At 71.6% G+C, this 26,590-nt stretch carries 14 protein-coding genes; 3 read left to right on the forward strand and 11 right to left on the reverse strand.

Features of this window, described 5'->3' with window-relative positions; genetic code table 11:
• Nucleotides 1-68: 68 nt before the first annotated feature.
• From G6N16_RS16390 to hemW, 10 genes are all read right to left on the reverse strand, one after another.
• The gene (locus G6N16_RS16390) at nucleotides 69-281 is read right to left on the reverse strand and encodes an MbtH family protein (RefSeq protein WP_083028843.1); all 213 of its coding nucleotides are present in this window, start codon (nucleotides 279-281) and stop codon (nucleotides 69-71) included.
• The gene (gene mbtG, locus G6N16_RS16395; RefSeq protein ID WP_083028842.1) at nucleotides 259-1,560 is read right to left on the reverse strand and encodes an NADPH-dependent L-lysine N(6)-monooxygenase MbtG; all 1,302 of its coding nucleotides are present in this window, start codon (nucleotides 1,558-1,560) and stop codon (nucleotides 259-261) included. Before mbtG ends, G6N16_RS16390 begins: the two co-directional genes overlap by 23 nt.
• On the reverse strand, nucleotides 1,557-5,924 hold the full coding sequence (locus tag G6N16_RS16400) for a non-ribosomal peptide synthetase (RefSeq protein WP_234805683.1): 4,368 nt from the start codon (nucleotides 5,922-5,924) through the stop codon (nucleotides 1,557-1,559). Before G6N16_RS16400 ends, mbtG begins: the two co-directional genes overlap by 4 nt.
• Nucleotides 5,921-11,104, reverse strand: a complete 5,184-nt coding sequence (locus tag G6N16_RS16405) for a non-ribosomal peptide synthetase (protein WP_083028840.1) — start codon at nucleotides 11,102-11,104, stop codon at nucleotides 5,921-5,923. Before G6N16_RS16405 ends, G6N16_RS16400 begins: the two co-directional genes overlap by 4 nt.
• Nucleotides 11,097-14,093 (reverse strand): mycobactin polyketide synthase MbtD, encoded by a 2,997-nt coding sequence (gene mbtD, locus G6N16_RS16410; RefSeq protein WP_083028839.1) that lies wholly within the window; start codon nucleotides 14,091-14,093, stop codon nucleotides 11,097-11,099. The genes G6N16_RS16405 and mbtD overlap by 8 nt, the downstream gene beginning before the upstream one ends.
• A complete protein-coding gene (locus G6N16_RS16415) occupies nucleotides 14,090-15,409 on the reverse strand; it encodes a beta-ketoacyl [acyl carrier protein] synthase domain-containing protein (RefSeq protein WP_083028838.1) in 1,320 nt (439 codons plus the stop codon). Before G6N16_RS16415 ends, mbtD begins: the two co-directional genes overlap by 4 nt.
• Nucleotides 15,402-16,142: a thioesterase II family protein gene (locus G6N16_RS16420; RefSeq protein WP_083028837.1), complete on the reverse strand. Its 741-nt coding sequence runs from the start codon at nucleotides 16,140-16,142 to the stop codon at nucleotides 15,402-15,404. Before G6N16_RS16420 ends, G6N16_RS16415 begins: the two co-directional genes overlap by 8 nt.
• Complete coding sequence (locus tag G6N16_RS16425; RefSeq protein ID WP_083028836.1) at nucleotides 16,139-19,639, reverse strand: non-ribosomal peptide synthetase; 3,501 nt, start codon at nucleotides 19,637-19,639, stop codon at nucleotides 16,139-16,141. Before G6N16_RS16425 ends, G6N16_RS16420 begins: the two co-directional genes overlap by 4 nt.
• Nucleotides 19,640-19,734: 95 nt before the next feature.
• Nucleotides 19,735-20,787 carry an AI-2E family transporter gene (locus G6N16_RS16430; RefSeq protein ID WP_083028835.1) on the reverse strand — a complete coding sequence of 351 codons (1,053 nt, stop codon included), beginning with the start codon at nucleotides 20,785-20,787 and terminating at the stop codon, nucleotides 19,735-19,737.
• Between the two features lie 52 nt (nucleotides 20,788-20,839).
• Nucleotides 20,840-22,045, reverse strand: a complete 1,206-nt coding sequence (hemW, locus tag G6N16_RS16435; RefSeq protein ID WP_083028834.1) for a radical SAM family heme chaperone HemW — start codon at nucleotides 22,043-22,045, stop codon at nucleotides 20,840-20,842.
• Nucleotides 22,046-22,363: 318 nt separating this feature from the next.
• Here hemW and G6N16_RS16440 point away from each other — a divergent pair, with 318 nt between their 5' ends.
• Genes G6N16_RS16440 through G6N16_RS16450 form a run of 3 tightly spaced genes read left to right on the forward strand, consistent with a single transcriptional unit; the run spans nucleotide 22,364 to nucleotide 25,527 of the window.
• Nucleotides 22,364-24,043: a nitrite/sulfite reductase gene (locus G6N16_RS16440; protein ID WP_083028833.1), complete on the forward strand. Its 1,680-nt coding sequence runs from the start codon at nucleotides 22,364-22,366 to the stop codon at nucleotides 24,041-24,043.
• A gap of 36 nt (nucleotides 24,044-24,079) precedes the next feature.
• Nucleotides 24,080-24,817: a phosphoadenylyl-sulfate reductase gene (locus G6N16_RS16445; RefSeq protein WP_083028832.1), complete on the forward strand. Its 738-nt coding sequence runs from the start codon at nucleotides 24,080-24,082 to the stop codon at nucleotides 24,815-24,817.
• Complete coding sequence (locus G6N16_RS16450; RefSeq protein WP_083028831.1) at nucleotides 24,796-25,527, forward strand: sirohydrochlorin chelatase; 732 nt, start codon at nucleotides 24,796-24,798, stop codon at nucleotides 25,525-25,527. Before G6N16_RS16445 ends, G6N16_RS16450 begins: the two co-directional genes overlap by 22 nt.
• On the opposite strand, the gene G6N16_RS16455 is transcribed toward G6N16_RS16450, so the two are convergent.
• Nucleotides 25,491-26,576, reverse strand: coding sequence for a sulfate/molybdate ABC transporter ATP-binding protein (locus G6N16_RS16455; protein ID WP_234805682.1), 1,086 nt, complete (start codon nucleotides 26,574-26,576; stop codon nucleotides 25,491-25,493). The genes G6N16_RS16450 and G6N16_RS16455 overlap by 37 nt on opposite strands.
• Nucleotides 26,577-26,590: the final 14 nt, after the last annotated feature.

Consider the following 26,590-nt stretch of genomic DNA (forward strand, 5'->3'; position numbering starts at 1 on the left):
GGGGCTATCGTCTCGTGCGGCCACCGGCGCCGTGCAGGCACCCCGACCCCCGGTCCGGCGGGCGTGTGCTAGTTCGCCAGCGCCTCACGCAGGCTGCGCGGGCGGATATCGGCCCAGTTCGCCTCGACGTAGGCCAGGCAGTCGGTGCGGGGCGCCGGGCCGACGGCGATCGTCCAGCCCGCGGGGACCTCGGCGAACGACGGCCACAGGCTGTGCTGCTCCTCGTCGTTGACCAGGACGTAGAAGGTGCCGTTCTCGTCATCGAACGGATTGGTGCTCATCGGTTCTCCTTCGCGTGGGGTGCGGGGCAGCCAGGTCGGAACCCAATACCCGGTCGGACAGCAGGCCCAGGCAGCTCAGGTTCGGGAACCCCGGTCCCTGATTGAGCCCGGACAGGTTGGGCAGGAACAACTTCGGCGTCAGGTGTTCGACGGATAGGTCGTGGCCGATGGATTCGGCGAGCCGCTCCCCCGTCATCGGGCCGCCGAGGCCCAGCTCGATCAGGTCCAGCGCGTCCTGGCTGAACAGCTCGGTGAACCACAGCGTGTCGGCGCCGGAGCCGTCGATGACCAGGTCGAAGCCGTGCACGGTCTCCGACGGCTCGCCGGCCCGATCGCTGTGCAGGGTCAGCCGGATCTGCTCGTCGCGGGCGACCGCATGCGCGACCCGGCCGCGCAGGTGCCGGATGCGGTCGTCGGCCAGCAGTGACTCCTGCACCCGCGCGGAGAACACCCCGCGGTCGGTGCGGGCGATGGCGTCGCGGCGTTCCGCCGAGGTCAGGCCGGCCCAGTGGGTCGGGTCGGAGAACAGGCTGTTCTCGAAGAATCCCTCGCCGCGGGTGAACAGGGTGACCTGCGGGGAGATAACGGTGATCGTCGAAACCCGGTGCGCGAAAAGCTCGTTGAGGATCGCTGCGGCGCTCTCCCCGCCGCCGATGACGACCACCCGTTCGGCGGTGATCCGCTCGTGCCCGGCGGCACGGTGCCAGAACTGGGCGATGGACAGCACCCGCGGGTTCCCCGGCAGGATGGACCGCTCGGCCTGGCCGGGGCCGGTGACCAGCACCCCGTCGGCGACGGTGCTGCTCGGGCCGTCCTCCCCGTCGACAGCCAGGGTCCAGCGCGACCCGTCGACGCCGAGGGCGGTGACCTCACCGGGCACCACGGTCATCTCGACCTGATCGGCCACCCAGTGCAGGTAGCGCGCCCAGTTGCGGTGCCGGGGTGCGGGCCGGCCGCGATCCACCCATTCGGCGAACTGCCCGGTGGCCACCAGGTACGCCTGCCAGCTATAGCGAAGCATCCGCTCGTCGACCTCGCTGTTGCGCCGCGGCACCAGCGACGAGCGGTACGGGAAGCCGATGTCCTTCTCCGGTCCGGTGCCCAGCCGGTGGTTGCCGTCGGTCCAGCCGCCGCTGGCCTGCCAGTTGGCGCCGACGGCGGTGCGTTCCACGCTGATCACCTCGGGCGTGGGGACGCCCATGGAGCGCAGTACCGCGGCCTTGGCCGCCACCGCGACGGCCTTCGGTCCGGCACCGATGATCGCCAGTGTCGCCGTCATGAGGCCACCTCCGCCAGTGCGTCCTGCCACAGTGACTGCAGCACCGTGATGTCCTCCGTGGTGAAAATTTCAGGCAGCCAACGCCATTGGGTGGCCAGCACCGGGTCGTCGCCACCGTCGGGGTCGAGCATGATGGCGGCGATGACGGTCAGTTCGTGGTAGACCGCCAGGTTCTGCTCGGGTACCAGGGAGACCCCGTTCAGCAGGCTGCGGTCCTGCATGGCGGCCCCGCCGCCGCCGATTTCGGTGCGGCCCAGGTAGTTCAGCATGAGTTGCGGATCTCGATGGGAGGCCAGCCGCTCGGCGGTGTCGGGCCGCAGATAGCGCAGCAGGGCGTAGTCGATGCCGTCTCCCGGGATCTGGGGAACCCCGGTGTCCTCGGGGACCCGGACCGGGTAGATGGCGCTGAGCAGGCCGAGGGTGTCGGCGGTGTCGGTGATTCCGTCCGGGTCGACGGCGGCGTCGGCGCGGCCGTGGGTTTCCAGGGCCAACAGCGGCGCCGGGGTCGACTGGTGTCGCCGGGTCCGCCACGCGGTGATCATCCGGGCGGCCGCGGCGGCGAGCAGTTCGGTGATCGGCCGATCGTCGGCCAGCAGGGCGGCGGTCAGGACGGGATCACTGATCGACACCGAGATCTGCAGGTCGGCGGCCCGGTCGGTGTCCGGCCGTACCGGGCGCGCACCGAGAACCGGGTCGGGGCCGCGTAATTGGGTCTCCCAGAACTCGCAGGTGTCCAGTGTCCGGGCCCGCTCGTGCAGCAGTTGCGACCAGCGCCGGTAGCCGGTCTGTTCACCCACCGGTGCGAGCGCCCGCCCGCACGCCAGGGTGTGCCAGTGGGCGTCCAACTCGCCGATGAGGATGCGCCAGGACGCCGGGTCCAGGGCCAGCACGTGGCCGGTGAGCACCAGCACGCCGGACTCGCCGGGCGCGTGCAGCCAGGCGGCCACCAGCAGCCGGCCCTGTTGCGGGTCAAGGCTTTCCACGGCGTCGGCCGTCTGCTGCCGGACCGCGGCGGCCAGGTCGCCGGCGATGATCACCTCGGTCAGCGTCACCGGGTCGGCGTCGGGAATCAGCGTCATCTCGGTCAGATCGAGCCGGCAGCGCAGCACCTCGTGCCCGGCCACCGCGGCGGCCAGCATGGCGCGCAGCTGTTCGCCGGTGACCCCGGCCGGCAGCCGGATCGCCTCGGTCTGGGCGAGCCGGCGCGGGTCACCGTGCCGGTAGAGCCAGTGCACATTCGGCAGCACCGGGATCGGCCCGCTGCCGGCGTCGGCGCCGAGGTCCGGGTGCACGGCCGCGTCGTCGACGGCGGCGGCCAGTTCCCGGATCGAGGCGCACTCCAGCATCAGGCGGGCGCGCAGTGCCAGCCCGCGGCGCCGCGCCGCCTGCACCACCGACAGCGCGACGATGCTGTCCAGGCCCAGGTCCAGCAGGTCCGCGGTGACGTCTACGGCGGGGACGTCGAGCAGCTCCGCCACCACCTCGGCCAGCACCGTCTCGGTCGGGGTTTCCGCGGCGGTCGCCACGGCCGCGTCGTCGGCGGTGTCCAGGGCGGCCAGCGCCCGGTCGTCGACCTTGTCGTTGGGCGTGAGCGGCAGGTCGTCGAGCACCTGGATGCGGTGCGGGATCAGATAGCGGGGCAATCGGTCCGACAGCCTGCGGCGCAGGGCGGTGACCGGAAGTTCGGCGCCGCCGGTGCCGACGTAGGCCATCAGCCGCGGTCCGGCGCGGTGTTCACGGACGACGACGTGCGCGGTCTTGACCTCCGGGTGGGCCAGCAAGACGGCGGCGACCTCGCCGGGTTCGACGCGGTAGCCGCGGATCTTGGTCTGGTCATCGCTGCGGCCCAGGTAGTGCAGGGACCCGTCCGGGGCGCGGCGCACCACGTCCCCGGTGCGGTACATCCGGTGACCGGAGTGCAGCGGGTCGGCGACGTAGCGGGCGGCGGTTTCACCCGGCCGACCGAGATAGCCGCGGGTCAGCTGGTCGCCGGACAGGTACAGCTCGCCGGCCGCACCGTCGGGCACCGGCCGCAGCCAGGAGTCGAGGATCTGGATTCCGGTGCCGGTGGTGGGGCGGCCGATGGTCGGCCGCAGGTGGCGGTCGATCTCGGCGACCACCGCCTCCACCGTCGTCTCGGTGGGTCCGTAACAGTTGTAGGCCGCCATGCTGGTGCGTTCGCACGCCTGGCGGATCGCGCGCCAGGTGGCCACGCCGATCGCCTCCCCGCCCAGCGCGAGGACGGCCAGGTCGACGTGCGTGAGCAGGCCGGCGTTGTGCAGCTGGGCGAACATCGACGGGGTGGTGTCGATCATGTCGATGCGGCGGGATTCGATGGCCTCGACGAGTCGTTCGGCGTCGCGGCGGATGTCGTCGCCGACGATGTGCACGCGGTGGCCGTCGAGCAGCCCGGCCAGCGGCTGCCAGGCCGCGTCGAAGGTGAACGACCAGGCGTGGGCGATGGTCAGCGGCCGGTCCAGCCGCGCCGCGGCGGGCCGCAGCACGTGGTCGGCGTGATCGGCGGCATAGGCCAGCAGGGCGCGGTGGGTTCCGATGACGCCCTTGGGTTTTCCGGTGGTGCCGGAGGTGAACACCGCGTAGGCGGCCCGGTCGGGGTGCACGACGGCGGGCCGGTAGCCCGGCGGGGGTTCGGCAGCCGGGATCGGCCAGTCTTCGTCGATGATGATGCGAGCGCCGGATTGGGCGAGGATGTCGGCGATACGTTCGGCGGGCATCTCCGGTTCCAGCGGGACGATCATGGCGCCGGCCTTGAGGACGGCGAGCATCGCGATCACGTAGCGGGATCCGCGGCTCAGCGAGATCGCCACCGGTTCCTCTGCGGTGACGCCGCGGGCCAGCAGGTCCGCGGCCGCCCGGTCGGCCGCGTGGTCCAGCTCGGCGTAGGTCAGCGTGCCGGCGGCGTCGGACAGCGCCACCCGGTCGGGGTATTCGGCGGCCACCGCGGCGAACCGGGTGTGCACCGAATCCCCCTCGGTGACCGAGGATTCGGTCGGTCCGGTGGGGGCGGTCTCGTCGTCGATCAGGGTGCTGACCTCGGCCAGCGGCCGGTCCCAGCAGCCGATCAGCCGCTGCACCAGCTCCAGCACCCGGCGGGCCAGGCCGGCCCGGGTCATCATGCCCAGCGCGCCGTCCAGGGACTCCACCAGCACGGTGAGTTCGTCGGCGACCAGATGCGCGGCGACGGTGACCGGGAAGTGCGCCAGGCTTTCCAGCGCGGCGGGTTTGAAGGTGGCGCCGTTGACGGTGAACTCCCCGCCGCCCACCAAGGCCCCGGGCGGGAAGTTCTCGTAGACGAGCAGGGTGTCGAACAGCTCGCCGATGCCGGCCACCCGGCGCAGGTCGGCGTGGGTGAGGTGACTGTGGTCGCGCAGTGCGGCGGCTTCGCGTTGCAGCCGAAGGCACTGCTGCCCAACGGTTTCGGCCGGGTCGAGGCGGACCCGAAGTGGCACGGTGTTGATGAACAGCCCGACCATCGTCTCCACCCCGGCGATCTCGCCGGGCCGGCCCGACACGGTGACCCCGAACACCACATCGCTGCGCCCGGTGCACGTGGACAGCAACCGGGCCCAGGCCAGCTGCACCAGGGTGTTGACGGTGACGCCGCGGCTCCGGGCGGCCTCGGTCAGCGCCCGGGTGGCCGCGGGGTCCAGCCGGACCTCGGCTGTGCCGGGCAGCCCCGGCGCGGGTTCCTCGGCGGTCAGCGCGGGGGTCAGCAGCGTCGGGTCGGACAGGCCGTCGAGGTGACGGCGCCACAGGTCCAGGCTCTGCTGGTCGTCGCGGTCGGCCAGCCAGCCGATGTAGTCGCGGTAGGGCCGGGGAGCGGGCGGCAGCGCGGCGGTGTCGCCGCCGGCGCGGTAGGTGGCGATGAGCTCCCCCACGAACAGCGGCAGCGACCATCCGTCGATCACGATGTGGTGCGCCACCACCGCGAGTCGCCAGTGGGCGTCCGGGAGTTCGATCAGCAGGAACCGGATGACCGGGCCGTTGCCGAGGTCGAACGGTGTGGCCCGTTCCTCGGCCTCCAGTCGCAGCGCCTCATCGCGGTCGGCGGCGGGCAGGTGCCGCCAGGGCAGCCGCACCTCGGCGGGGATCACCTGGACGGGTTTGCGCAGGTCGCCGCGGTAGAAGCTGGCCCGCAGGTTGGGGTGGCGGACCAGCATGGCGGTCGCGCAGTCGCGCAGCAGGTCGACGTCCAACGGGCCGTCGATATCGGCGGCCATCGCGATGGTGTACGGGTCGACGCGGCCGCCGTCCCCGTCGGCGAAGGCGGCCATCGAATACAGGCCGAGTTGCAGTGGGCTCAGCGCGATGACGTCCTCGATGGTCGCCCCGGCTGCGCTCACTCGGTACCGCCCCAGGATGCGGTGAGGGCGGCCAGCTCGTCCTCGGAGAGGCCCGAGACGCTCATCGGCGCGTGATGGGTGTCGGCGGGTTCCTCTGCGGGGTCGGCGTTTTCGGCGGCGGCGGCCAGATCGGTGAGCACCGGGTGCTCGAAGATCATCCGGGCGGTCACCGCCAGTCCGGCGTCGCGGGCGCGGGCGGCCAGCTGCACGGCGAGGATGCTGTCACCGCCGAGGGCGAAGAACTCGTCGTGCCGGCCGATCTCCTCGGTCTCCAGCAGTTCGCCGAGCAGGGCGGCCAGCCGTCGCTCGGTGTCGGTCGCCGGTTCCTCGAAGGTGTGCGTCGCCGCCGCTGTCCCGCCGGGCGCGGCCGTCGTGACCGGCTCGCCGAGGTACTCCAGGACCCCGTCGTCGGACCAGCGGGCCCGCTCCCCGGTGCGGTAGAGCCGCGATCCGGCCGGGGACCCGAACGGATTCGCCACGATCCGGGTCGCCGTCGAGGCGGGGGCCTCGCGGTGCCCGGCGGCCTGTACGCCGCCGACGTAGACGTCGCCGGCCACGCCGACCGGTACCGGGGCCAGGGTGCCGTCGAGGAGGTACACCGGCGCCACCGGGCCGCCGCTGAACTCGGTGAGGATCCGCTGCCGTTCGGCGGCGTCGTTGACGGCGACGTCGGCCAGCGCGGTGTCGGGGTCGGCGGCGAAGGCCGCGACGACGCGGGCCAGCCAGTCGGCGAAGCGTTGTACGGTGGCCCGCCGGTAGAGCTCGGGGCGGAACATGATGTGCCCGCGGTAGCCGTCCTCGCGAGAGAAGAAGGCCAGCGACAGGTCGGCGTGCGCGACGTCGAAAACCGGTTCCAGCGCGGTGAATACGGTGTCGCCGTCCGGGCCGGAGGCGAGTACCTGGCCGGTCGGGACCTGTTCGCGCACGTGCACGACGACCTGGAACAGCGGGTTGCGCGACAGGGTCCGCGTCGGGCTGACCGCGTCGACCACCTGGTCGAACGGCAGGTCCTGGTTTCCGTACGCGGACAGCGCCATATCGCGGGCGCGCACCAGGATCTCGCGCAGCGTGGGGTTTCCGCCCAGGTCGTTGCGCAGCGTCAGGATGTTGACGAAGAACCCGACCAGGTCGTCGAGTTCGGTTTCGCTGCGTCCGGCGACCGGCGTCCCGATGGGGATGTCGGTGCCGCTGCCGGCCTTGCTCAACACCACCGCGACGGCGGCCTGCAGCAGCATGAACTCGGTGGCGTTCTCGGCCCGGGCCAGCTCGGCCAACCGGTCCCGGGTCTGCGCATCGATGGTGAACTCGACGGTGTCGGCGGCTCCGCTGGGCATCGGGGGCCGCGGGAAGTCGGTGCGCAGTCCGGTCTCCTCGGGCAGCCCCGCCAGTTGGCCGCGCCAGTAGTCGCGTTGCGGTTCGGCGATGTCCCACGCCTCGCCGAGCAGTTCGGCCTGCCAGGCGCCGTAGTCGCCGTACTGCACCGGAAGCGGCGCCCAGTCGGGTCCGTGGCCGCCGGTGCGAGCCAGGTGGGCGGTGAGCAGATCGCGGAACAGCACCCCGGCCGACCAGTGGTCGCCGGCGATGTGGTGCACCAGCAGCGACACCACGTGTTCGTCGCCGGTGCTGAAGATCGCCGCGCGCACCGGCCATTCGTTCTCCAGGTCGAACGCGTAGCGGCGTTCGGCGTCGAGTTCGGCCAGCGCCCACACCACGTCGTCGCCGCGCACGGTGCGCACCGGCAGTCCGGCGGCGGGATGGACGATCTGGTGCGGGACACCGTCGATCTCGCGGTAGGTGGTGCGCAGGATGGCGTGCCGGTCCACCACATCGGCGATGGCGGCGGCCAGCGCGTCGACGTCGCAGGGCCCGGACAGGCGCGCCGCGAACGGGATGTTGCTGACCGCGCTGCGCCCCTCGATCCGGTAGGAGAACCAGCTGCGCAGCTGCGCCGACGACAGCGGGGGCGGGCCGTCGCCGGTGGCCGGGGCCAACCGGGGTCGCTGCGGGCCCGATGCCATCGCGCGGCTGTCGATGTGACGGGCGAGTTCCCCGACGGTGGGGTGCTCGAAGATGTCGCGGACTTCGATCTCCACCCCGCAGCCGGATCGCACGGCCGCGACCAGCCGGGTCGCCAGCAGCGAATGTCCGCCGAGGTCGAAGAAGGAGTCGTCGGCGCCGACGCGGTCGTGACCGAGCAGTTCGCCGAAGATCTCGGCCAGCCGGTATTGCGTGCTGTTCTCCGGTTCGCGGTATTCCGTGGCGGCGCTGATCTCCGGTTCCGGCAAAGCGTCCCGGTCGATCTTGCCGTGGTTGGTGAGCGGGATCTCCTCGAGTACGACGTACCCGGCGGGCACCATGTATTCCGGTAGCGCGGCGGCGACTCGGGCCCGAATCCGTTCCACCTCAACTGATTCGATCAGTTGGCCGGCCGCCGGGGTGAGGTAGCCGACCAGGCTGCGACCGAGCCGGTCGAGGTTGCGCACCAGCACGACGGCCTGGCCGACGCTCGGGTCGACGGAGATCGCGGCGGCGACGTCGCCGAGTTCGATGCGGAAGCCGCGGATCTTGACCTGCTCGTCGGCGCGGCCGACGAATTCGATGTCGCCGTCGGCGTTGCGCCGGGCCAGGTCACCGGAGCGGTACATCCGGGCGCCGGCCACGAACGGGTCGGCGACGAAGCGCTCCGCGGTCAGCCCGGGCCGGCGGTGGTAGCCGTGCGCGACATGGGTTCCGCCGATGTAGATCTCGCCGATCACCCCGACCGGCACCGGCGCCAGGTTGTCGTCGAGCAGATAGATGTTGGTGTTGATCTTGGGGGTGCCGATCGGCACGATGCCCGCGCCCTGCTTGCCCTCCACCTTGTAGCGGCTGGCGTTGATCACCGTTTCGGTGGGGCCGTAGAAGTTGTGCAGCATCGCGTCGAAGGTGGCGTGGAACCGGTCGGCGACCTCACCGGGCAGCGGTTCTCCGCCGATGGGCACGCGCTGTAGGGTGCGCCACTGGTTGACACCGGGCAGCGACAGGAACAGCCCGAGCAGCGACGGCACGAAGTGCATGGCGGTGATGCCCTCGTTGCGCAGCAGTTCGGTCAGGTAGCCGATGTCGGCCAATCCGCCGGGCTTGTGCACGACGACCCGCGCCCCGCAGGCCAGGGTCCCGAACACCTCGGCCAGCGAGATGTCGAAGCTGGGCGAGGCGACCTGCAGCATGCGGTCGCCGGCGCCGACGTTGTAGTCACCCTTGAACCAGACGAAGTATTCGGCGATCGGGCGGTGCGGCACCGGGACGCCCTTGGGGGTTCCGGTGGTGCCGGAGGTGTAGATCAGGTAGGCGGTGTTGTCCGGGGTCAGCGGCCGGATCCGGTCGGCGTCGGTGGGGTCGCCACTCGGCTGTCCGTCGAGGTCGCCGACGGGTTCCCGGATGACGAGTTTGGCGTCGCAGTCGGCCAGGATGAACTCCAGGCGCTCGGGCGGGTAGGTCGGGTCCACCGGCAGGTACACCGCACCGGACTTGGCCACGCCGAGTGCGGTGATCACCAGTTCCGGGGATTTGTCCAGCAGCACCGCCACCCGGTCCTCGGTGCCGATGCCCGCCGAGATCAGCCGGTGGGCGATCCGGTTGGCCTCCTCGTTGACCTCGCGGTAGGTGTAGTTGCGGCCCTCGTAGACCATGGCGACCGCGTCCGGGGTCCGGGCGACCTGCGCTTCGACCAGATCGGCCAGGGTGGCCGGTTCGGTGTCGAAATCCTCACCGCGGGAGACCTTGTCCAGCCAGTTGGCTTCCTCGGCGCCCAGCAAGTCGAGCCGGTACAGCGGTTCGTCGGGGCGGGCGAGTGCGTCGCCGAGCAGGATCACCAGGTGATCGAGCAGCTGGCGGGCCAGCGCCGGGGTGAGGATCTCGATGAGGTATTCGGCCTCGATCAGCACGCCGCCGTTTTCCGAGGCGTCGAATTCGGCCATCAGGCCCAGCGGCAATTGGGTGAGGTGGCCGCGCAGTTCGGCGCGCCGGCAGCCGATGCCCGGCGGGCAGAAGCCGCCGCCGTCGGGCTCGCGGAATCCGAAGCTAACCCGGGTCTGTCGTTCGGCGCCGTGGCGCCGGTCGACGTTGAGTTCGCGGACCACCCGGTCCAGGTTGACGCGCTGGTGGCTGAACGCACCGACCGCGACGTCGCGGGTGTGTTCCAGCATCTCCCGGAAGGTCATCGTCGGGGACGGCCGCAGCCGCATGGCGACGGTATTGCCGTAGTAGCCGATGGTGTCCTCGGTCTGCCCATCGCGGTTGAGAACGGGTGCGGCGACCAGGAAGTCGTCGCTGTGGGTGTAGCGGTGCATGAGCACGCCGAACGCCGCGAGCAGCGCCATGTACGGGGTGGCGCCCACGGTTCGGGCGAGCTCGGCCAGCGCCACCGCGGTGTGCGCGGGCAGCCGCACGTCGACGCGGCCCGAGCGCCAGCCGGTGGGCACCGCAGACCCGTTCGAGCCCGGAAGTTCCAGGGGCTCGGGCATATCCGCCATGACCGCCCGCCAGTACGCCAGATCCTCCTCGAGGGTTTCCGGGCCGGGTAGCGCGGCGGCGGGCGCCGGCGGCAGGTCTCCGTCGCGGTAGGCGCGGGTCAGGTCGGCGAAGAACACCCGCCAGGAGCCGTCGTCCCAGGCGATGTGATGGGCGACCAGCAGCAGTACGTGTTCGTCCGGGCCGATCCGCACCAGGGTGATGCGCAGGGGCGCGTCGGTGCCGAGATCGAAGGGGGCGGCGAACTCGCGCTGGGCGATGACCTCCAGGCGCAGCGCACGGGCCTGTTCGGAGAGCCCGGACAGGTCATGTTCGGTGAACGACGGGCACAGGTCGTCGTGCACGGTCGGCACCGGGTCGCCGTTCTCGTCGGCGCGGTAGGTGGTGCGCAGCACGGCGTGGCGCCAGGCCACGGTGGCGATCGCGCGGCGCAGCTGTGCCGGATCGAGCGGCCCGGTGATCCGGTAAGACACCGATACGTTGAGCAGGGCGCCGCTGGGATCGGCGTTGTGCACGAACCACATTCGCCGCTGGCCGTCGCTGGGCCCGTCGGGCGCGGCGGCCGTGGGCTGCGGCTGCCCGGTCAGACCGCGCTGGGCGAGCCGGCGGCGCAGCAGCTCCAGTCGCGGGTCCTCGATCCGGGCGGCTGTTTCGGTGGTATCAGTCACGCGAGGAATCCACTCTCTGTGCTCCTTCGGATGGTTGCCCGCCGTCCCCGGCGAGTTCGTCGATCAGTGCGCTGCCGGTCACCCCGCCCAGCAGGGTGGCCAGCGCGATCTTGCGGCCGGTGGCTCGTTGCAGGCGCTTGCGCAGGTCCAGTGCCAGCAACGAGTCGATGCCCAGGTCGAACAGCGACGCCTGCAGGTCGAGCTCGGCGGGCTCGGCGACGCGCAGCACGGCGGCCAGCTCGGTGCGTACCGCGGCGGGGATGTCCTGGATGTCACCACCGGGACTCGGCGCCCGGTCGTCCGGGTCGGGTTCGCGGTGTCCGGTACGCAGGTCGGTGTCGACGAACAGGCGCAGCCGCTGGCCGTCGATCGCCATCACCATCGGGTCGACGTCGAACTCGTGTAGGCAGGCCTCGATGGCGGCGTCCGGCGGCATCGGGCGCAGCCCGGAGCGGGCGATCTGGGCCCGCTCGGCGGCGTCGGCGATGCCGTCGACCGGCCACAGGCCCCAGCGGATGGAGGTGGCAGACTGGTTCTTGGCGCGCAGCTGGCCGGCCAGCACATCCAGCATGCGGTTGGCCGCCGGGTAGGCGGGATGCCCGCGCCCACCCCAGACGCCCGACACCGAGGAACACAGCACGATCCGGGCCTGCGGGCGCAGCGGCCAGTGCTCGGCCATCCGGGTCAGGCCGATCACCTTGGCGCCGAAAGTATCGGCGAATTCGGCTGGAGTCCACCCTGTTCCGGAGCCGAGGGTGGCCACCGCGGCGGTGTGCACCAGCAGGCTCGCCCCGGTTCCGCCGAATTCGGCGGCGGCTGCCCGCACCTGCTCGGGGTCGGTGATATCGCAGCGCACCGATGTCACGACGGTGCCGTGTCGTTCGGCCAGGCTGGCCGTCGCGGCGGGGTCGGCGCCGCGGCGGCTCAGCAGCAGGATGCGCCGCGCCCCCCGCGCCGCGAGGTAGCGGGCGAACTCCGTTGCGACGCCGCCGCTTCCGCCGGTGATGACGACGTCGTCGAGCAGACCGTCTCCGGTCGCCAGGGCGGGTGTCGGCGCGGCGTCGACCAGGGTGCGACGGTAGAGCACCGGGCCGGACCGTCCGGCGCGCAGCGCCGCCTCGCCGAGGTCGCTGAGCGCGACTGCCGCAGCAGCCTCGGCGGTGCGCGGGTCCAGCTCCCAGGACGGCAGGTCCAGGTGGCGGAACTGCTGGTCGGTGTGCTCGGAGCCGATGCTGCGGTGCATCGCGGCCATCGCCGCCTGGGCGGGCAGCGCCACCGGTTCCTGCGCGTCGACCTGCTCTCCGCCCACGGTCAGCAGCCGCACGTCGCGGCAGTGGGCTCCGATGCCGGATGCGTAGTCCAGCAGTCCGTGGCCGACCAGGGCGGTGAGTTCCTCGGCCGAGCGGGCGGCGTCGGGATGGTCCAGTTCGGGCGCCACCACCAGCAGCGTCTCGGCGTCGGCGGCGGGCACCGGCACCACCCCGAGGACCGCGGTCAGCGCGGCGATCAGTTGCCCGGCCAGCGGCGTCCGGGCGCCGGGGCCGACGACGGCGACGCGGCGCCGGGCCCCGGTGGCCGGTTCGGGCAGGGCCTGCTGTTCCCACCGTTCGACCGCGACGGTGAGTTCGACCGGGGTGGCGGCCGCGCGCGGGGCCAGCCAGTGGTGGTCGGTCTTCATCGGCGCGTTGGGGAATCCGGGCAGTAGCGGTTCGGTGCCCGAGAGGTAGTCGCGCCAGGGGTGCTCGGGGTCGGCCACGGCCGCCGCGCCGATCTGTCCGGCGAGTTCGTCCATCGGGTCGGTGTCGCGCCGCCCGGAACACAGGGTGAGCACCGTCTGGGGTGTGTCCTCGGTCAGCTCGTTGAGGGCCATCAGCAACGCCGGGTGCGCGGACAGTTCGACGAAGGTGCGCGCGCCCAGGTCGACGGCGGTGCGTACAGCCGCGTCGAAGCGCACCGCGGTGCGCAGGTTGTGTCGCCAGTAGCCGGCGAACTCGGTGTCCCCGGGTACGGCGGCGCCGGTGGCCGCGCCGATGAACGGGATGGCGGGGTGGGCAAAGCGCAGATCCGGCAGTCCGGCGGCCATGGCTTGCGCGGCGGAGTCCAGCCGGCTGGTGTGTGCGGGGAAATCCACCGCCAGTTCGCGGACGAACGTTCCCTCGGCGGCGACCCGGGCGGTCAGCGTCGCGATGGCGTCGCGGTCTCCGGAGACCACCACCGACGACGGTGAGTTGACCACGGAAAGTTCGAGCCAGCCGGGGGTTTCGGCGATCAGCGCCTCGGCGGCGTCGGGCGAGATGCCCAGGACCGCCATGCCGTAGCGGCCGGTGAAGCCTTCCACGGCGCCGGCGCGCGCGGTGATCGCGGCGACTGCCTCCGGCAGGGCGATGGCGCCGGCCAGATGCGCCGCGGCGATCTCGCCGAGGCTGTGGCCGACGGTCAGATGCGGTGCCAGGTGGTGGGATTCCCAGACCCGGGCCAGTGCGAGGGCGTGGATGAACTGGGCGCCCTGGATTTCCACCTGGGTGACCGGCGCCGTTCCGGCCTGCTCGGCGGTGAGCAGGTACCGCAGCGGGGACACCGCGCCGATGCCGGCGAAGGCGGCGGCGCACCGGTCGGCCTCGGCGCGGTAGGCGGCCAACCGCCGGTAGTGGGTCGCGCCCATTGCGGGCCACTGGCCACCCTGGCCGGGGAAGACGAAGGCCCGCGGCGCGGTGGCGCTCGCCGAGGACCGGGCCAGCAGCGGGTGCGCCGCGCCGTCGACGACGGCCCGCAGGCCGTCGGCGAGTTCGCCCGCGTCGGCGGCCCGCACCAGTGCGCGGTGCCGGCGCACCCGTCGGGTCCGCAGGACCGCGGCGGCGACGGCGGCGACGCCGGGGTCGCGATCCAGATAGCGCAGCAGCGCCGCGGCGTCTCTGGCGAGCAGGCTCTCGTCGTGGGCGGACAGCAGTACCGGGATCCGGCCGTCCGGGAACACCCGCGCGGCGGTCATGCGGCGGCTCCCCGGTCCGGCATGGCGAGGATCACGTGCGCGTTGGTGCCGCTCATGCCGAACGCCGAGACGGCCGCCACCCGCCGGCCCGCGGTGGCCGGCCAGTCGGTGAGTTCCCGGGCCAGGCGCAATCCGGTTTGCCGCCAGTCGATCTCGGTGCTGGGATCCTCGACGTACAGGGTCGGGGGGATCTGCCCGTGTTCGGCGGCGACGAGGACCTTGGCCATCCCGAGAGCGCCGGCGGCGGCCTGGGCGTGGCCGATGTTGGATTTGACCGAGCCGAGTACCGGACCGGTGCCGGGTTCGCCCGCGCCGTAGGTCTGCGCCAGGGAGCGCAGTTCGGTGCGGTCCCCCAGCCGGGTGCCGGTGCCGTGGCCTTCGATGACGTCGACGTCGCCGGGACCGAGGCCGGCCCGGTCCATGGCGCGGGCGAACAGTCGGGCCTGCGCGGACTCACTCGGTGCGGTCAGCCCGGGTGTGGTGCCGTCGGAGTTCAAGCCGCTGGCCAGCACCTCGGCCAGTACCGTGTGGCCGTCGCGCTCGGCCGTCGACCGTCGTTGCAGCAGGAACATGGCCGCGCCTTCGGCCCACACCGTCCCGCCGGGCTGTGCACTGTAGGGGCGGGCGCGTCCGTCCTCGGACAGGGCGTGCTGTTTGGCGAATTCGACGAAGTAGCCGGGTGATCCCATCACGGCGACCCCGCCGGTCAGGGCCAGGTCGCAGTCACCGTCTCGGACGGCGGTGACGGCGGTGTGGAAGGCGGTCAGCGACGACGAGCAGGAGGTGTCGACGGTGAGCGCCGGACCGGTCAGACCCAGCAGGTAGGCGATCCTCCCGGAGATCACACCGAGCGAGGTGCCGGTGAGCAGATGCCCGCTGTGCGGGGAGAATTCGGACATCGGCGGCCCGTACTCCAGCGCGGACGCCCCGACGTAGCAGCCGACGTCGCGGCCGGCCAGGTCGTCGGGGTTGATTCCGCCGTTCTCCACCGCGCGCCACGCCTGCCGCAGCGCCACCCGCTGCTGGGGGTCCATCGCGATCGCCTCACGCGGCGAGATGCCGAAGAAGGACGGGTCGAATTCGGTGGCACTGGACAGGAATCCGCCGAGATCGCTGATCGGGGTGTAGCCCTCCCGACACGATCCGGCGAGCAGTTCGGCCACCGGCCAGCCACGGTCGGCGGGGAACTGGACCAGCGCGCTGCGCCGCTCGGCCAGCAGCGCCCAGTACTGCTCGGGGGTGCCGACTCCCCCGGGTGCCTCCACCGCCATGCCGGTGATGACGACCGGGTCGGCTTCGGTGCTGCGGTCAGCCACGGCCGATCAGCTCCGCGACGGTGTCGGTGTGATCGTTGATGTAGAAGTGGCCGCCGTCGAACAGCGTGCAGGTGAAGGCGCCCGAGGTGTGAAACTCCCAGCCGCGCAGCATGTCCTCGCTGATCCGGTGGTCGTCTCGCCCGCCGAGGACGTGCACGTCGGCGTCGATGCGGGTGGTGCGGTCGCAGGAGTAACGGTTGAAGGCGCGGTAGTCGGCGCGCACGGCCATCAGCAGGAGTTCGACGAAATCCTCGTCGGCGAGCAATCGCGGGTCGGTGCCGTCCAGGTCGACCATGTCGGCGAGCACCTCGCGGTCGGTCAGCGGTGCCGGCGGGGAGCCGGCGACCGTCCACGGCGCCTGCCCGGCCGAACACCAGACCTCGGCGACCGGCACCCCGCGGCGTTGCGCGGCGCGGGCGAATTCGAAGGCCACCAGGGCACCCATGCAGTGGCCGAAGAGCCGCAGTCTGCCGGCCCGGCGCCAGTCACCGGCGGCGAACAGTTCCTCGGCGATCTCCTCGATGGACTCCGGTGCGGGATCGGCGAGCCGGTCGGCCCGCTGCGGGTACTGCATGACGAAGGTGTCGGCACCGGTGGCCGCCAGGGCGCCGGCCAGCGGGCGGTAGGCGGTCGCCGCGCCGCCGGCGTGCGGGAACAGCACGGTGGCCCCGGTTCCGGCATCGCCGGGGAAATGCTTGATCCACGGCTGGAGGGCAAGCGTGCGGGTGTTCATCGCGCCTCGGCTTCCAGTAGGGATTCGGCCTGGCTGCGGTCCATCCCGGCCACCTCCAGGTAGATCTCGGCGACCTGGGTGAGCCGGTCGCTGCCGGGTTCGCGCCCGGTCAGCAGTGCGGCCAGGCCGGCGACCGTGCGTGCGGCGAACACGTCGGCCACCATCAGGGTCGGGGTGTCCAACCAGTCGCGGATCCGCGCGATCAGCGCGGTGGCCAGCACGGAATCACCGCCGAGGGCGAAGAAGTCGTCGTCGGCGCCGACCCGCTCGAGGCCCAACAGGGTGGCGGTGATGTCGGCCAGCGCCGTTTCCAGCGGTGTCGCCGGTGCCCGTGATCCGGCCAGGGGTGCGGCTTCCCGTCGGCGCGCCTCGTCGACCAGCCGGGCCTCGGCGGTCTTGCGGTCGGTTTTGCCGGCGACGGTGTAGGGCATCGCCGCGACGGTGAGCACCAGGTCCGGAATCATGTGCGGCGGAACGAATCCGGCCATCGCCGCGGCCAGCTGCGGTTCGCCGAGTGTGTCGTCGTCGACGGCGACCAGCGCGCCGAGCTGGACGCCCGCGCGCCCGCCGGTGCACGGTAACACCACGGCCACCGCGCCGTGCACGCCGTCGATCCGATTCAGGGCTGCTTCTACTTCGCCGAGTTCCACCCGGTAGCCGCTGATCTTGACCCGGTGATCGGCGCGACCGACGAATTCCAGTGTCCCGTCGGGCAGATAGCGGACCAGGTCCCCGGTGCGGTACCAGGTCAGGCCGTCATGCTCGACGAATCGCTGTGCGGTGAGGTCGGGCCGGCCGCGGTAGCCGTCGGCGATGCCGCGTCCGCCGACCCACAGTTCGCCGGGCACCCAGTCCGGGCAGTCGGTGCCGTCGGCGGCGACCACCCGGCAGGCGTTGTTGGGCAACGGAATCCCGAACGGTACCGCCGACCAGCGCTCGGGCAGCTCACCCGGTTCGCAGATGGTGTTGTGGATCGCGGTTTCGGTGGCACCGCCCAGGCCCGCGGCGCGGACCCCGGGGGCTTGGCGGCGCAGCGCGCGGACCATGTCGGTGCGCACCCAGTCCCCGCCGGTGGGCACCGCCCGCACCGTGGACAACCTGCCCGAGCGGAGGGCAACCAGCATCTCCAGCCAACCGGTCAGCCAGTGCAGCACGGTGACCCGGTGTTCCTCGATCAGCCGGGCCCAGGTGTCCGGGTCACGGCGGTCGCCCTCGTCGACGACGACGAGGGCGCCACCGGCGGTCAGCATCCCGAAGACGTCCAGCACGGAGATGTCGCCGTCGAGGGTGGACAGCGCCAGTGCTCGATCGTCCGGACCGATGTCGAAGTGGGCGTTGATGAATTCCACGGTGTTCATCGCCGCGGCGTGGCTGACCTGGACGCCCTTGGGTTCCCCGGTCGAGCCGGAGGTGAACAGCACATAGGCCACAGCGGTGTCGTTACCGGGCAGCGGTGCGGGCAGCGGCCTGCGCGCGCCGCGGCGGATCGCCTCGGTGACGCTGATCACCGGCACGGGCAGATCCTCGATCGCGGGGCCGCCGACCAGCGCCGCGGCGACGGCCGCGGTGTCCAGGATGCGCCGGGCCCGGTCGACGGGTTGGTCGGTGCCGATCGGCAGGTACGCCGCACCGGCGGCGTGGATGCCCAGCACGGCCGGAATCTGTTGGACGCCTTTGGGTCCCAGTACAGCGACGACGTCGCCAGGTGCGACCCCGAGGTCGATGAGGGCGGCGGCAACGGCCAGCGCCTGCGCGGCGAGTTCGCGGTAGGTCAGTTGACCGCGGGAGTGATACACCCCGTCGGGGGGGTGGTACACCGCCGGCGCAGACGGCTGCTCGCCGGCCCGGCGGAAGAAGCCGTCATGCAGGCGTTCGCCGGACCGGGGCGCGAGAACGCTGTTGATCGCGGCGCGGCGCTGCTGCTGGTCGGCCGGCACGGCCGGCGGGTCGGCGGCCTCCCAGGCGCCGGGATCGCCGGCCAGCCGGTGCAGTTCGGCGATGTGATGTTCGAACATCGCGTCGATGACGCCCGGGCGGAACAGGTCTTCGCGGACGTCCCAGTTCACCAGGATGCCGCCGTTGAATTCGGTCACCTGGGCGTCCAGCAGCACCTGCGGGCCCTGGGAGATGATCCAGACCGGCTCGCCGAATTCGGTGACGACGTCGGCGGAGAACAGGTCGCCCAGGCCCAGGGCGCTGGTGAACACGACGGGCGCGTAGCTGGGTTTGCCGCGATGTCGGCCGAGGTCGCGCAGCACCTGCAGACCTGTGTAGCCGGAGTGCGCGGCCGCGGTGTGCAGGGTCTGCTGCACCGAGCGGGCACGGTCGAGGGCGGTTGTCGCGCCGTGCAGGTCGACGTCCAGCAGCAGCGAGGAGGTGAAGTCGCCGACCAGCGCGTCGACGTCGGGGTGGCGGGGTTGGCGGGCGAACATCGGCACGTTGAGCAGGAATCGCGGCCCGGTCGACCAGCGGGCCAGGGTGCCGGAGAAGGAGGCCGCCACCGCCATCGCCGGGGTGATGCCGTGGCGTTGGGCGGACGCGCACAGCGCGGTAGCGGTCTGCGGGTCCAGCCAGTGCCAGCGGCGGGTGCTGCGGCGCGGGTCGGCCGCCTCGGCCGGCGGGACCGTCGGCAGGCCCGGGGCGTCGGGCAACTCGGGGATGCGTTCGGCCCACCAGGTCCGGTCGGCGTCGGCCCTGGCGTCGGAGACGGTGGCCTCGCACCGGTATCGGCGGTAGCTGTAGCCGAGTTCGCCCAACTCCTCGCCACGGTAGAGCCGAGCCAGGTCGTCCATCAGGGTCCGGTAGCTGACCGCGTCGGCGGCCTGCATGTCCAGGTCGACGTGCAGCCTGGTGGTTCCGCCGGGCAGCAGGGTCAGGCTCAGCTGCAGCACCTCGCCGGTCAGCAGCTGGTGGGACTTCGCCTCCCGGGTGTGCTGCAGCCGGGCCGCCGCGTCGGCGTCGCCGAGCCCGCGCAGGTCGTCGACGGTGACCGGCAGGGCGCGCCGGCTGATGCACTGGGTGCCGTCGGGCAGGAACTCGACCCGCAGCATCGGGTGTCGCCGGGCCAGCGCATCGGCGGCGGCCCGCAGCCGGTCCGCGTCGATCCGGCCGCCGTCGAATTCGACGTAGAGGTGCCCGGCCACCCCGCCGAGTTCCTGGTTGTCGTTGCGCCCGACCCACATTGCGTGCTGCATGGGTGCCAGTGGGAAGGGCGCGTCTTCACCGTCGTCGGTGTGCGTATCCTCGGCGGGTGGGGTGACGGCTGCGGGCGCGCCCAGCAGCTGCGCCCAGCCGGTGATGGTGGGGTTGGCCGCCAGCGCGGCGAAGTCGACGTCGAAGCCCTCGCGGCGCCAGCGTCCCGATAGCGACATCATCCGGATGGAGTCCAGTCCGGCGGCGATCAGGTCGGCATCGAGGTCCAGCGTCTGCGGGTCGACGTCGAGCAGTTCGGCGACCAGGCGCCGTACGTCGGTCGGATCTGTCGCAGCGCGCACCACGATTAACCCTCCCAAAGCATGAATAGAGGCTATCCTAACTTTGAGAAGGCTACCCTAGGTAGTTGCGTTCAAAAACGCCCCCCCAAAACCCCTGCTCAGCTGGTGTTCTGCGCCCGGAGCGCGCGGATCGCCGCGATCGACTTGACGCAGGCGGCCAGCACCGGAGCGCCGATGACCATGCCCAGCAGCCCGGCGACGGTGCCGCCGATCATGGTCGCCAGCAGTACCGCCACCGGATGCAGCCGCAGTGAGGAGCCCAGCGCCCAGGAGTTGACCGCGCTCTGAATCGTGCCGTTGGAGATGATGAAGGTGATCCCGATGATCAGCGCCGCGCTCGGCCCGCCGGTGCCGAGCGCGATGAGCACGGCAAAGGCCCCGGTGATCCAGGCGCCCAGGAACGGGATGAAGGACAGGAAGAAGTACAAGATGAAGATCGGCACCGCCAGCGGGATGCCCAGCAGCACCAGCGGCACCATGAAGATCGGGGCGGTCACCACCGCGGTAATCGCGGTCCCCCGGAAATAGCCGCGCACCGATTCCCGTGACAGCGCCACCACCTCGGTGACCTCGGCCGGATCGAACCCGCCGGTGCGTGACAGCCAGGCCGGGAAGCGGTCCGCGTCGCGCAGCGTGAAGAACAGGAAGAACAGGGCGAAGAAGATGCCCATGAACAGCGACAGCGCGCCGTAGAACGTGCTGGCCACCGCGCCCACCACGCCCTCGGCCAGGCCGGCGGCGTGGCCCTCCAGCGCCACCCGGGCCCGGTCGAGGACGTCGGCCTCCAAGTCGAGGCTGCGCACCCAGTTCAGCAGCGAGCTCCAGCCGGCCATCAGCTGCCGATAGATTTCCGGCCACTGGGCCAGGAACCCGCGCACGACGACGGTGACGGTCACGGCGCCGACGACGACGGCCACCAGCAGCGCCAGCACCACCGACAGGGTCGGCGGGACGCGGAACCGCCGCAGCAACGCGGCCAGCGGTTCCAGCACGATGCCGAGCAGCACCGCGACCACCAGCGGCACCAGGATGCCGCTGACCGCGCTCAGGCCGAGGGCCACCACCACCGCCAGCGCGATGATGCCCAGCGCCGACCAGCTCGCCAGGCCGGCGCGGCGCAGCGGGCCCGACCATGCGTCACTGCTGTTCATCGGGTCACATCCTGCCCGACCGGCCCCGCCGGGGCGGGACCGCGCCCGGCACTCAGCCCAGAATGTCGCGAACCACCCCGTCGGCCAGCAGCCGGCCGCGGTCGGTGAGCACCAACCGGTCCCCGGCACGGGTCAACAGGCCGTCGGCCACCGCGGTCTCGGCGCGTGAGCGTTCCGCGCCGTCCAGCAGCGACACCGGCAGCCCGTCGCGCAGCCGCACCCGCAGCAGCACCTCCTCGACGTGCGCCTCCTGCGCGCCGAGTTCCTCGAAGCCGGCGACCGGCAGTGCACCGCCGTCCAGTGCTTCGGCGTAGGCGTTGGGGTGCTTGATGTTCCACCAGCGCAGCGCGCCGAGATGACCGTGCGCGCCGGGTCCGGCGCCCCACCACTGACCGCCGTTCCAATAGCCCAGGTTGTGCCGGCAGGCACCGCCGTCGCGGCTCCAGTTCGACACCTCGTACCAGTGCAGGCCGGCGCCGGACAACCGCGCGTCGAGCAGCTCGTAGCGGGCGGCCAGCACGTCGGAGTCGACGGCGGGCATCTCGCCGCGGCGAACCCGCCGGGCCAGGGCGGTGCCGTCCTCGACCACCAGCGCGTACGCCGAGACGTGGTCGACGCCGGTGGCCACGGCCGCATCGACCGAGCGGGCCAGGTCGTCGTCGGTCTCCCCCGGCGTGCCGTAGATCAGGTCCAGGTTGACGTGCTCGAACCCGGCGCGGCGGGCCTCCCGGGCGGCCTCGGGGGCCCGGCCGGCCGAGTGCACCCGGTCCAGCAGCGCCAGCACCCCGGGGGCACTGGACTGCATGCCCAGCGACACCCGGGTGTAGCCGGCGTCGAGGATCCCGGCGAAGAACTGCGGGGAGGTGGACTCGGGGTTGGCCTCGGTGGTCACCTCGGCGTCGCCGGCAAGGGTGAAGTTGGCCCGCACGGCATCCAGCGCGGCCGCCAGCCCGTCGGCCCCCAGCAGCGACGGGGTACCGCCGCCGACGAACACGGTGTCCACCCGCCGGGGGCCCCCCGGGGCCGTTGCCAGCAGGTTCGCTGCCAATTCCAGCTCCCTGCCCAGCCCCGCCAGCCAGCCCGCCGGCGTCGACCCCGCCGGGGTTTCCGCGGCACCGGCCAGCTCGGCCGGGGTGTAGGTGTTGAAATCGCAATATCCGCAGCGAGAGGCACAGAACGGCACGTGCAGGTAGATGCCGAACTGGCCGTCGGCGCGCACGGCGACGGGCGGCAGCACGGGCACGGTCACGGTGCGCAATTGTCCTCCAGTCCGCGCCCACCCCCTTCATGCGGTCTCCGGGGTGGGCGCGATTGGGCGAACCGGCGGCCCCCGTGGCAGAATGGCCAGGTGACCGCCGTAGCCCACCAGACGCCCTCCGTGTCGGTGACGCTGCCTCGGCACTTCGACCTCAAGCAAGCCCCGCACTGTCGCTGTCAGTCTTGATGTTGCGTTGATTTCGGAAGACCTGCCCGCCCCCGCATATTCAGCTGGCACCCGGATCCGCGCCCGCCGGGTCAGCCACCGGTCGTGAGCGAGTTCCGTACGCCGGCTCCTTGAAATCCAGAGGAGCACCGAATGACCGAGACGACCGAGCGTCCCGCCCGGGCCGCGAAAACCCGCGACGAGGGGCAGTGGGCGCTGGGCAGCCGGGACCCGCTGAACCACAACGAGGAGTTCAAACAGCTGGACGACGCGCTCAACGTCCGTGCCAGGATCCTCGACGAATACTCCAAGCAGGGGTTCGACTCGATCAGCATGGACGACCTGCGCGGCCGGTTCCGCTGGATGGGTCTCTACACCCAGCGCGCCGAGGGCTACGACGGCACCTTCACCGGCGACGACAACATGGATCTGCTTGAGGCCCCGTACTTCATGATGCGGGTGCGCACCGACGGCAAGGCGATGTCGGCGCGGGCGATTCGCACCCTCGGGCAGATCTCCATCGACTTCGCTCGCGACAGCGCCGACATCACCGACCGCGAGAACCTTCAGTACCACTGGCTGCGGATCGAGGACATTCCGGAGATCTGGCGGCGCCTGGACGAGGTCGGCCTGCAGACCATGGAGGCCTGCGGCGACTGCCCGCGCGGCATGCTCGGGTCGCCATTGGCCGGTGACTCACTGACCGAGGTGCTCGACCCGACCCCGGCGCTTCATGCGATCGAAGAGCGTTACATCGGCAGCCCGGAGTTCTCCAACCTGCCGCGAAAGTTCAAGACCGCGGTCTCTGGCCTGCAGGACGTCGCGCACGAGGTCAACGACGTGTCGTTCATCGGGGTGAACCACCCCGAGCACGGACCGGGTCTGGACCTATGGGTGGGCGGCGGCCTGTCGACAAACCCGATGCTCGCCCAGCGCCTCGGCGTATGGGTTCCGCTGGACGAGGTGGCGGACGTCTGGGCCGGTGTGATCGGCATCTTCCGCGACTACGGCTACCGCCGGCTGCGCTCCAAGGCGCGACTGAAGTTCCTGGTGAAGGACTGGGGTCCGGAAAAGTTCCGAGAGGTCCTGGAGACCGAGTACCTGCACCGCAAGCTGATCGACGGCCCGGCGCCCGAGCCCGTCGCGCACACCATCGACCACGTCGGGGTGCAGCGGACCAAGAACGGCCTCAACGCCGTCGGGCTGTCGGCAATCGCCGGCCGGGTCTCGGGTTCCATTCTCACCCAGGTGGCTGATCTGATGGAGGCGGCGGGTTCGGACCGCGCCCGGATGACGGCGTATCAGAAGCTGATCATCCTCGATGTGGCCGACGACAAGCTCGATGCGCTGCAGGCGGGCCTGGACGCGCTGGGTTTGCAGTCACGACCCTCACATTGGCGCAAGAACCTGCTGGCCTGCACCGGAATCGAGTACTGCAAGCTGTCCTTTGCCGACACCCGCGGCCGCGCCCAGTATCTGGTGCCGCAGCTGGAGGAACGCCTGGCCGATCTGAACGCCGCGCTGGAGGTTCCGGTCACCGTCGGGCTCAACGGCTGCCCCAACTCGTGCGCCCGAATCCAGGTGTCCGACATCGGTTTCAAGGCCCAGATGGTCGACGAGGGCAACGGGCCCGAGGAGGGCTTCCAGGTGCACCTGGGCGGCAGCCTCGGCCTGGACAGCGGCTTCGGCCGCAAGCTGCGTCAGCACAAAGTGCTGGCCACCGAGCTCGTCGACTACATCGAGCGGGTGGTCCGCAACTACGTGGAACAACGCGAGTCCGGTGAGCGTTTCGCCGTGTGGGCCGTGCGGGCCGACGAGGCGCTGCTGCGCTGACCGCCGGTTGCGATTCGCACGAGGGATGACGACCAGATGACCGTTGACACCAACAGCGCCGACACCGACCAGCTGCGCGAGATCGCCGAGCGCGGAGCCGCCGAACTCGACGGCGCGAGCGCCGAGGAACTGCTGCGCTGGACCGACGAGACGTTCGGTGGGTTCGTCGGCGCGGGCGGCCGCAGCGGCTACGTGGTGGCCTCCAATATGCAGGATGCGGTGCTGGTCGATCTGGCCGCCAAGGTCCGCCCCGGCGTCGACATCCTGTTCCTGGACACCGGCTATCACTTCGCCGAGACCATCGGCACCCGCGACGCGGTGGAAACCGTGTACGACGTGCACGTCCTCAACGTCACCCCGGAACTGACCGTCGCGCAACAGGACGAGCGGTACGGCAAGGACCTGTTCGCCCGGGACGCCGGTGCCTGCTGCGGCATGCGCAAGGTGGAACCGTTGAGCAGGTTCCTGCGCGGCTATTCGGCGTGGGTCACCGGGATCCGCCGGGTCGAGTCACCGACCCGGGCCAACGCCCCGCTGATCTCCTTCGACGAGGGTTTCGGCCTGGTCAAGATCAACCCGCTGGCCGCGTGGTCGGACGAACAGATGCAGGACTACATCGACGAGCACGGCATTCTGGTGAATACCCTTGTCGACGAGGGCTATCCGTCGATCGGCTGCGCCCCCTGCACGGCCAAGCCGGTGCCCGGCGCCGATCCGCGCAGCGGCCGGTGGGCGGGCCAGACCAAGACCGAATGCGGTCTGCACGTCTCGTGATACCCACCCTCATCCTGACCGCGCACGGCAGCGCCGATCCGCGGGCCGCGACGGTGACGCACGCCGTCGCCGGCCGGATCCGCCGGCTGCGCCCGGATCTGGCGGTGCGGGTCGCGTTCTGCGAGAAGCACGGACCCAACCTCGCCGAGGTGCTGTCCGGCCTCGACGGTCCCGCGGTGGTGACCCCGCTGCTGCTCGCCGACGCCTACCACGCCCGGGTGGACATTCCCGCGATGATCGCCGCGTCCGGCGCCACCGGTGTCCGCCAGGCCCCGGTGCTGGGTGCGGATCCGGCGCTGCTGGCCGTGTTCCGCCAGCGCCTCACCGAAACGGGCGTGTCCCGCCACGACGGTGACGTCGGGGTGATCGTCGCGGCGGTCGGTTCCTCGGATCCGGCCGCCAACGCCGTCACCGCCCGGGTCGCCGCCACACTCGGTGCCGGAACCCATTGGGCCGGAGCCACTCTCGGATTGGCCACCCGACCGCACCCGAGCCTCGCCGACGCCGCGCTGCGCCTGCGCGCCGCCGGTGCGACCCGGCTGGTCATCGCCCCGTGGTTCCTGGCGCCCGGTGTGATCACCGACCGAGTCGCCGAATACGCTCGCGCCCACCAGATTCCGATGACCGAGCCGCTGGGCTCGCACAACCTGGTGGCCGCGACCGTGCTGGACCGCTACGAGATGACGGTCTCGGGCACCTTGGCCGCCTGAACCTCACCGGCGATCGGCGGGATCCGGGTGGCGCGCACGTAGACGGTCTCCCCCGCCTCGATGCGCAGCGCCTCGGCGTCACCGCGGGTGATCTGCGCGAGGAACGGGGCACCGGTCAGCGCGCTGGTCAACTCGACGCGCACCTCGAAGCCCAGGTACACCACCCGGTCGACGACAGCCCGGGTCACCCCGGCGCTCTCGGCGGTGCCGTCGCCGGCGGCGATCGCCAACTCCGGGTTGCGTCCGACGCGAATGTCGTGCGGGCGCACCAACACACCGTTGAGCGACGAGACCGTTCCCAGGAACCCCATCACGAAGGCGTTGGCGGGCGAGTCGTAGACCTCGGTCGGCGACCCGACCTGTTCGACCCGGCCCTTGTTCAGCACGGCGATCCGGTCGGCGACGTCGAGCGCCTCGGCCTGGTCGTGGGTGACCAGCACCGTGGTGACGTGCACCTCGTCGTGCAGGCGGCGCAACCATACCCGCAGATCGTCGCGGACCTTCGCGTCCAGGGCGCCGAACGGTTCGTCGAGCAGCAGCACCTCGGGGTCGACGGCCAGCGCGCGGGCCAGTGCCATGCGCTGGCGCTGACCACCGGAGAGCTGGCTCGGGTAGCGGTTCTGAAAACCGGCCAGCCCCACCACCTCCAGCAGGTTGTCCACCTTCTCGTTGATCTCGGCCTTGGGGCGTTTGCGGATTTTCGGTCCGAAGGCCACGTTGTCGCGCACCGTCAGGTGTTTGAACGCGGCGTAGTGCTGGAAGACGAAGCCGATACCGCGCTTCTGCGGCGGCACCCCGGTGACGTCGCGGCCGTTGATGGTGACGGTTCCCGAATCCGGGTGATCCAGGCCGGCGATGGCGCGCAGCAGCGTCGACTTGCCGGAGCCGCTGGGCCCCAGCAGTGCGGTCAGCGAGCCCTTCGGCACCACGAAGTCGACGTTGTCGAGGGCGGCGAAGTCGCCGTAGTGCTTGTTCGCGCCGGCGACGGTGATCGCGTTCACCGCGTCGGTCACCGGGCCGCCATCGGCGGGCATGCTGTGCTTGGACATGAATGTTCTCCTTG

It is taken from the genome of Mycolicibacterium insubricum, assembly GCF_010731615.1.
In the GTDB taxonomy this organism is placed as follows: Bacteria; Actinomycetota; Actinomycetes; order Mycobacteriales; family Mycobacteriaceae; genus Mycobacterium; species Mycobacterium insubricum.